The sequence below is a fragment of the Peribacillus sp. SIMBA_075 genome, assembly GCF_046534585.1.
On the sequence record NZ_JAWRYN010000924.1, the window covers coordinates 1 to 260 of the forward strand.

The 260-nt window shown below is 51.9% G+C and carries 1 pseudogene; it reads right to left on the reverse strand.

Going from position 1 to position 260, the window contains the following annotated elements:
• Nucleotides 1-260, reverse strand: a pseudogene (locus SB775_RS30955) (heme ABC transporter ATP-binding protein); the annotation flags it as partial.

Below are 260 nucleotides of genomic sequence, written 5' to 3' on the forward strand. Positions count from 1 at the left end.
CCCGCAATTCCGACAATTTCGCCTTTACGGACGGTCAAATTCAAGTTTTTCACCTTGGCAATGCCGCGGTAATCCTCGACGACCAGATCTTTGACGGACAAAGTCTCCTCTGTCGGGCTTGCAGGCCCTTTTTCGGTTTTGAAAGTCACTTGGCGCCCAACCATCAAAGCTGCCAAATCATTCGGGTTGGTTTCCGATGTCGTCACCGTCCCGATGCCTTGCCCTTTGCGGATGACTGTTACACGGTCTGAAACGTCCAT